This window comes from Paenibacillus sp. 1011MAR3C5, from assembly GCF_003591485.1.
Classification (GTDB): Bacteria; Bacillota; Bacilli; order Paenibacillales; family Paenibacillaceae; genus Pristimantibacillus.
In genome coordinates, this window is record NZ_QZCF01000002.1 from 960,851 (window position 1) to 967,991 (window position 7,141).

Consider the following 7,141-nt stretch of genomic DNA (forward strand, 5'->3'; position numbering starts at 1 on the left):
GATTTTTGACTTATAATGTTGGTTTGCGTAGGTGCAGAGGGATGTTCACCTTTAACCTGAATTACGAAAGTAACGCTATATAAAAAGTGCCCCTATCTTTGGTAGAATGGTGTTTGTCGGAACAACATCACCCAAAGAGAGGAGCACCCTTAAAGTGAAGTCTATCACAAAAATCTCGAACTTGAAAACGGAATTTTCTATGAGAAATGCAACAAATTTTGCAGGCAGCAAGGTGGTGCTAGCCTTTCTCGAAACCATCGGCTTGAGCCAAGCTTTTCAGACCCTCGGTCTTTCCAAAGCAGCCAACGCGTTATTTCCTACCCATCGCATCCTCCAGTATCTCGTCATTGGCTGGTTGCTCGGGTGCGAACGCCTCTATCATTTTAAATCTCTGAGGCAAGATTCCCTCATCCGGCATGCCCTTGGCGGTCGTCTGCCCCATCATACGCTATTGAATAAAGAGTTGCTTCGCTTCGGCAAGTCGCAGGAGTCCTTCATACCGAAGTTGCGAGCACTCAATCTCGACATCATCGCACCGGCCCTGCCTGAATGCTCGATTCTCGATTTGGATTCATCCGTAGAAACCGTTTATGGCCATCAACAAGGCGCCGCTGTTGGTGTCAACAGTCATAAACGAGGACGTAAAAGTTATCATCCTTTGCTCGTTTATGAAGGAAAATCGCGCCTACTCGTCAATGCCATGCTGCGATCGGGCAATACCGGCAGTTCTACAGATGTCCTGCCGTTTGCCGAAGAGACGCTACAACTATTAGGCGAACGAAAAGTTAGCCACGTCCGATTGACAAAGGCTTTAGCGGCGAAGAGTTCTATGCGTTCTAGGAAGCGAAATCCATCGGTCGGCAAGCTGAAATGGACGAATCGCCTTACTGAACATGTAAGAAAGTGCGAGCACTGGACGCGCTTCGTCGACGAGGATTGGATCATTGAAGGCATCGTCGTGAATTACCAAGCCACTACCTGGAACAAAACAAGACGCGTAGCTGTCATTCGCAAAATGATGCGTTGCCATGACGATCATCCACAGCTCGAACTCGACTTATTCTGGCAGTACGAAGCCATGGTCACCACTGAAAGCTGGGAGGCTATTGATGTATGGCGCTTCTACAACCAACGCTGCTGCATGAAGAACTACATCAAAGAAGGAAAGAACGGATTTTCCATCCACCGGATCCCGACCCAATCCTTTGCCGCTAATGAGATCGATCTATTACTCAAGTTGCTGGCCTACAATCTGTTCGAGCGATTGAAACTCCAATGTTGTGATCCCATTCATCGTTCCTTTACAATCCAGCGCTTTCGGCGGGAATTCATTCTCTGTGCCGGCGTACTGGTTCGAAGCGCTCGCAGATTCACTTTAAAACTGGCCGAATCGTTCCAAAACCGATGGGCGTGGCTGCAAATGGAACGGAAAAGTATTTTTCTGGAATAATCGATAATCCCATAATTAGTCTTGGAAATACCGTTGCCTCTTCGTGTGGGGAGGGGGATTTGTAACCAACAAACTGAACCTCCCTAAATTCTACACCCACAATTGGAACTCATTCCCTGATCGTCCTGTATCCAAAGCTTGATTTTATAGGCTTTCGTAATTCAGGTTCAACTGATTCAACTTTAAAATCTGCTGTTTGCATTTTTCCTCTTCACTTCTGGCAAGATAGCCTCGATCACATCCCAATGCTCATCAATCTTTCCATTCTCCACACGGAAAATATCGTAGAAAGCGGTATGCTGACCATTGAACGTCCCTTCACTTACCGTAAGCACAAAATCGCCTTGCCCAATCACCTGATGGATTCGATTATACTGAAATTCGATATTCCTCTCTTTCAACGATTGCAAGGCAGCATGAAGACCGGAGAGACCGTCTGCGATATGCGGACTATGCTGAATGTAGTGATCGCCATTAAAGTACGAGTTTAGCAGATCTGGGTTTTTCCCCAGCAAAATATTCTCCACATAGCTCGTAACCAATGCTTTGTTCTCATCTGTCTTATCTATTTCCTTGATCGTTACCGGCCCGTCAATCATCGTATGATGGCTTGGTGTCTTCTCTACCATCTCCTGAAGGTTGTCCCAGTGTTCGACGATAAGCCCATTCTCAAAACGGAAAATATCAATGCCAATTTTAGGACCAAAGAAATGATACACAGAATGAAGGGCGACATAGTCTCCATCGACTACTGCACGCTTAATGCTTACCTTGGTTCCGATCTCTTGCAAATGATCCAATGCGCCAAGCAGCGCGTCCCTACCGTCGGGCAAAGCCTGATTGTGCTGAATATATCGATCCGGATGAACGTATTTCGCAATCGCTTCTGGATTGCCGCTCTCTAAGCTTTCCAGCACGGCGATTGCCTTGCGCACAAGCTCATTCTGATGATGGATGGTCATGGAATAATCCTCCTAAACGTTTATAGTCATTAGATAAATAATGTGCACATGTTGTTTATTTATCTCTCGCTCATTATAATAGAGCTGAATATCACGCTCAATATTCAAAAATCTGTGTTATGAAGGATAACAGTCATTTCATCAAGCTTTGTCGCTTAACGACCATAAATAAATGTAGGGAGAACCAAAGAATGACCCAAAACAAGAAAATTGATCTTAGAATCGTGCGCACCAAACAGTCCATTCGCAAGGCGTTTTATGACCTGATTCAGGAGAAAGGATACGAAGCGATCACCATTCAGGATATTGCAGATCGGGCGATCATTAATCGAAACACCTTTTATCTGCACTATCAAAGCAAACCCGACTTATTGGATACATGTATCCATGAATTGTTAAGCGATTTAAAGGATGCCGTCATTCTTTGTCCCATCGGCATGAATCCGTATAGCATAGCTGCAGTTGAATCCGTTATGTACACCGTGCTGGACCATATCTCTCAGAATATGACCTTTTACCACGCGATGCTGATTGATGAGAACAGAATTTATCAGTTCCACATTAAAATGGAGAGTATGATTAAAGATAAGTTAAATGAGGGGTGGAACCCTCCGCAGGGGAATTCTGCAATATCCAAAGAATTGCTGCTCGAATACCTCGTGACGTCTTTCATGGGGATTGTCCTATGGTGGATTAGGAACGATAAGCCTCTTCCTGCTGAAGAAGTTTCAGTCCAATTTAGCAAACTCGTCGCCTACGGACATTTGAAAGCGGACGTTGGGAATCAGCCTGGAAATAAGGAGTAAACAAAAGAAAAACCCAAAGCACCACCCACAGTTCCATCGACCTTCAGTCAGCTATCTTGGACTTGTACTCTACGATGTTGACCCAAATAACTATGCCCCCTGACCGTAATGGCCAGCGGGTACAGTTATTAGTTACAGCATGAAGTATGGCTTGTGCTTGATGCTGTTGTTTGGCTGCTTTGGTTTTCTGCTTGTTGTGTTTCTGAAAGGCTATTGCTGTATAGAACCGATCCATTGACGCTGCACACGCCCGTTTCTGGCAAATCCAGCTCTACATTCGCAGCCGCTTCCCAATCCCCGCTAATGGCCGCAACAATGGACCTGACCTGCTCATAGCCGGTAGCCATTAAGAAAGTAGGCGCACGACCGTAACTCTTTGATCCGGCAACATAAAAGTTCGGGTCCGGTTGTCGCAGTTCTTTTTCACCATGAGGTCTTACGGTTCCGCAGCTATGAATGTTCGGATCAATTAATGGCGCGAGCGCAGTTACGCTCTCAATGTCTGTATCCATGTCAATCCTGACTTCTCTAAGGAAAGAGATATCCGGCCGTGATCCCGTATTGCTGATGATTTCATCCAATCCATTGATCCGCACCGTCTCGCCATTCACTTTGCCCAGAACATTAATCCTGGCTCCATCCTTCTCAAATCCATTAATTAGAAAAGAAGTATATACCGCGATCTTTCCCGATTCGACCAACTCCTGAAGCCGCATTCCGAGCAAACCACGCTCACGAAGAGCGTCTCGTTCCTGTCCACCAAAAACCTCTTGTACGTTGGATTTTCGGATGATCCAAGTTATCGTTGTTTGCGGTTGCTGCTCCTGCAGACGTTCCAGGTCCAGCAACGCATGAATGGCGGAATGGCCGCTTCCGACTACAAGCACATGCTTGGCTGCATATCGCTTCTGTTCCTTGCCTAAATCCGGAATGCCGTACGTAATCTGGCTGCTTAATGCCTGCTCCTCCCTTGTCCAGACCCCGTCTGAAGCTGCAGGATTCGGATTCGACCATGTGCCGGAGGCGTCTATGACCGCCTTGGCTTCATACCTGATCGTTTGATTCTCCTGTTGAACATGCAGGACAAAGGGCAGCTTATCGCGACCGGCTGTTTTCACCTTGCTCAAACCTTTGCGGCTCACAGCCACTACTTTGGCATTATAATGGACAAATGGTTTAATCGCAGGAAGCTGTGCCAGCGGAACCAAATATTCGTCGATTATCTCCTTGCCTGTTGGGAATGCTTCTTCATTGGGCAATTTCCATTCTGAAGCTTCCAGCAACTGCCTAGCCGCTTTATCCGCAATAAATGGCCACGGAGTAAATACACGTACATGCCCCCAATTGCCCACATTTCCTGCTATATGCGCAGCGGCTTCAAAGAGAATAAACGACTCTCCCTTCGTGACTAGGTGGGCAGCAGCGGCCAAGCCTACCGGCCCCCCGCCGATTATGGCTACTGGCAAATCATGATTTATTGACACAGGAGTTGAAGCTTTCCTCGAAAGCTGAACCGGAACTGGTCTTGAACAACATTGACTCATAGGGATAACCTCCAATTATTCAGATATGATTCATGCAGCATTCATCAAGCTAGTTGGTTAATGTATTCTCACCTCCCTTCTAGTTATTATTTGCAAATTGCAAGTATTTTTCAAAAGAATATCACCCGATGGGGGTGATACAACACATGCTCGATTTGGCCATAGCTCCATTTAATAGCTTGATCGACCGCAGAACGGTTTCTTTCTCAAAGTCGTTCATATGAGAGAACACTTCATCCAGGTATTCGTTCATTTGATGATCGATCGTTGCGGCTACGTACTTCCCTTCCGTCGTCAGTGAAAGCACTTGTACTCTCCTGTCTTCGGAATCAGGAACTTTTTTGACTAATTTCATTTTTATAAGTGCCTGAATCTGCCGGCTAAAAGTGGTTACATCCGTACCTAGCGCCTCCGATACTTGCTGTATGGATGGTTTGGTTTGTCTGTCAATTTCATAAAGAATATGGCTTTGAACCAGCGAAATCTCGAATCCGCCAGCTGTACAACAGTTTTTATTAAGAAACCCAAACCGGCGTGTCATGATTTGAAAGAGACCTCGAACATTTTCCATTGGCTTCACCTCATGTATTTAGTTATACATTAATCATTTGCAAAATGCAAGCAATATATTCATCTTCAAAAGTATCGTTTTGCGGGTATACCAGTTTATACCTTCCCCATGAAGAATGCTCGTAAACCTGAACCAAGCATACTCTAGCCCTATTATTCCAAGCATGAAGCTGAACAAAGGCTATAATTTTTTTCCCGCTTAGATTCATCTGTTGACAATGTGGATGGATTTGGGCAATCGATCCGTTTTATCACAAATACTTAGGATGAAGTCGTCAGCCTTTTTAGTCTTCGTTAGCCTCTGATCTCATTCCGGATTCTGAATCATCGTATCCCTTCAAAGCTTTTAAATAAACTTAATGGCTTTAGTTAATCGTACAATATTCTTCTATTGGAAGTTCATAGTATGAGGTTGAGGTGATGAAATTGGCTATGCATAAGCAGCCTACAGAATTATGTCGAAGATTCGCAAAGATTTTAAATGCAACGCCGTCTGTTATTAATGGTGTATGCACCGCAACACGGTCCCGAACGAACATCAAACCACGGGTGTTAGGCAGAAGAGCAGAATCATTTATGTTTGTCCCTCAAGCCTATTCTTTTGAGAATGTCGACAGTCAGGGGAAGGCTTTGTGCTTGGGGGAAACGGTGATCCTGCAATTTGAATTAAACCCATTTATTTCGCGTCTTCGGAAACAAGGCATCAAGGTCACAGCAACTCATAATCACTGGCTATTTGACTCCCCCCGTCTCATGTATATCCACTATGAAGCTATCGATAAACCACTTGATTTTGCGAGAAAGGTACGCTTTGCCAATCGTGTACTTACGTCACGGATTATCCGAGGGAAAGTATCGACAAAATAGGGAGGATTACAACTAGTGAGCTCATTCGAAAATACGTGTAGACAATTTGGAAGGATTCTAGGAGGCATGCATACCTCACAAAATGGCGTATGCACCGTAATGAAATCACGAACGAATATCAAACCTGTCGTTCTTGGCAGACGTGGCAATTCTTTTTTGCTGGTTCCTCAAATGTTTAGTTTTGAATCTATGACAAAAGATGGTCGTGCACTTTGCAGTGGTGAAACGGTCATTCTGCAATCGGAAATCAACCGGTTTACAAGCAGACTTCGCAGACATGGAATTAAGGTAACTGCGATTCACAATCACTGGTTGTTTGACAGCCCGCGGCTGATGTTTATGCACTGGGAATCCATCGATAATCCGGTTGCTTTTGCAAGGAAAACGAAGGATGCATTAAGCGTCCTGACAACCAGAGTTGTTAGAGGAAAATAAACACCACATTCCATGTTTCCTATAAAAATTGTTGCAGCTTTTGATCAAAAAAGTGAAGCCCGCTAACCTCATGGTTGGCGGGCTTTGTAGAGATGATTATGTGATGACAATCAATTATTAAGAAAGCATCTGCATGTTATACGTCTGCAAGAGTTCATCCCAAGTTATTGGGAACTCCTGAAGAACAATCCGTATCTGAAATCTGCACTCGTACTTCCACCGTATTAAACTTTGAAAATGACAATTCATTTTAGACAAAATAAAAACCACCTATAGGTGGTTAAATGTGCTTTTGCACCTTGAAAACTGGATACGAAAGTAACTGTTGAATCATCCTAAGCAGTAGGATAAGCCCTCGACCGATTAGTATTCGTCAGCTCCACACATTGCTGTGCTTCCACCCCGAACCTATCAACCTCGTCGTCTTCAAGGGGTCTTACTAATTGGGAAATCTCATCTTGAGGGGGGCTTCACGCTTAGATGCTTTCAGCGCTTATCCCGTCCGTA

The 7,141-nt window shown here is 44.7% G+C and carries 7 protein-coding genes and 1 rRNA gene; 4 read left to right on the plus strand and 4 right to left on the minus strand.

Translation table 11 applies throughout. From position 1 onward, the window contains the following. The first annotated feature begins 154 nt into the window (after positions 1-154). Positions 155-1,450, plus strand: a complete 1,296-nt coding sequence (locus D3P07_RS09635; protein WP_182914242.1) for an IS1380 family transposase — start codon at positions 155-157, stop codon at positions 1,448-1,450. 182 nt (positions 1,451-1,632) lie between these two features. On the opposite strand, the gene D3P07_RS09640 is transcribed toward D3P07_RS09635, so the two are convergent. Then, positions 1,633-2,412: a nuclear transport factor 2 family protein gene (locus D3P07_RS09640; protein ID WP_119799951.1), complete on the minus strand. Its 780-nt coding sequence runs from the start codon at positions 2,410-2,412 to the stop codon at positions 1,633-1,635. Between the two features lie 191 nt (positions 2,413-2,603). Here D3P07_RS09640 and D3P07_RS09645 point away from each other — a divergent pair, with 191 nt between their 5' ends. Further along, positions 2,604-3,218, plus strand: a complete 615-nt coding sequence (locus D3P07_RS09645; RefSeq protein ID WP_119799952.1) for a TetR/AcrR family transcriptional regulator — start codon at positions 2,604-2,606, stop codon at positions 3,216-3,218. A gap of 128 nt (positions 3,219-3,346) precedes the next feature. Here the strand turns inward: D3P07_RS09645 and D3P07_RS09650 are convergent, their stop codons facing one another. Together D3P07_RS09650 and D3P07_RS09655 are read right to left on the minus strand one after the other, a co-directional pair. Next, positions 3,347-4,762: an NAD(P)-binding domain-containing protein gene (locus tag D3P07_RS09650; RefSeq protein ID WP_119799953.1), complete on the minus strand. Its 1,416-nt coding sequence runs from the start codon at positions 4,760-4,762 to the stop codon at positions 3,347-3,349. A gap of 121 nt (positions 4,763-4,883) precedes the next feature. Further along, positions 4,884-5,333 (minus strand): MarR family winged helix-turn-helix transcriptional regulator, encoded by a 450-nt coding sequence (locus tag D3P07_RS09655; RefSeq protein ID WP_119799954.1) that lies wholly within the window; start codon positions 5,331-5,333, stop codon positions 4,884-4,886. 419 nt (positions 5,334-5,752) lie between these two features. On the opposite strand from D3P07_RS09655, the gene D3P07_RS09660 reads away from it, so the two are divergent. Next, positions 5,753-6,199: a DUF1259 domain-containing protein gene (locus D3P07_RS09660; RefSeq protein WP_259391414.1), complete on the plus strand. Its 447-nt coding sequence runs from the start codon at positions 5,753-5,755 to the stop codon at positions 6,197-6,199. 15 nt (positions 6,200-6,214) lie between these two features. Further along, complete coding sequence (locus D3P07_RS09665; protein ID WP_259391415.1) at positions 6,215-6,634, plus strand: DUF1259 domain-containing protein; 420 nt, start codon at positions 6,215-6,217, stop codon at positions 6,632-6,634. A gap of 343 nt (positions 6,635-6,977) precedes the next feature. Here the strand turns inward: D3P07_RS09665 and D3P07_RS09670 are convergent. Then, positions 6,978-7,141, minus strand: a 23S ribosomal RNA gene (locus D3P07_RS09670); the annotation flags it as partial.

Excerpts from the sequence above, each read along its gene's own strand:
- D3P07_RS09640 (WP_119799951.1), bottom strand. The coding sequence starts at position 2,412 with ATGACCATCCATCATCAGAATGAGCTTGTGCGCAAGGCAATCGCCGTG.
- D3P07_RS09645 (WP_119799952.1), top strand. The coding sequence starts at position 2,604 with ATGACCCAAAACAAGAAAATTGATCTTAGAATCGTGCGCACCAAACAG.
- D3P07_RS09650 (WP_119799953.1), bottom strand. The coding sequence starts at position 4,762 with ATGAGTCAATGTTGTTCAAGACCAGTTCCGGTTCAGCTTTCGAGGAAA.
- D3P07_RS09655 (WP_119799954.1), bottom strand. The coding sequence starts at position 5,333 with ATGGAAAATGTTCGAGGTCTCTTTCAAATCATGACACGCCGGTTTGGG.
- D3P07_RS09660 (WP_259391414.1), top strand. The coding sequence starts at position 5,753 with ATGAAATTGGCTATGCATAAGCAGCCTACAGAATTATGTCGAAGATTC.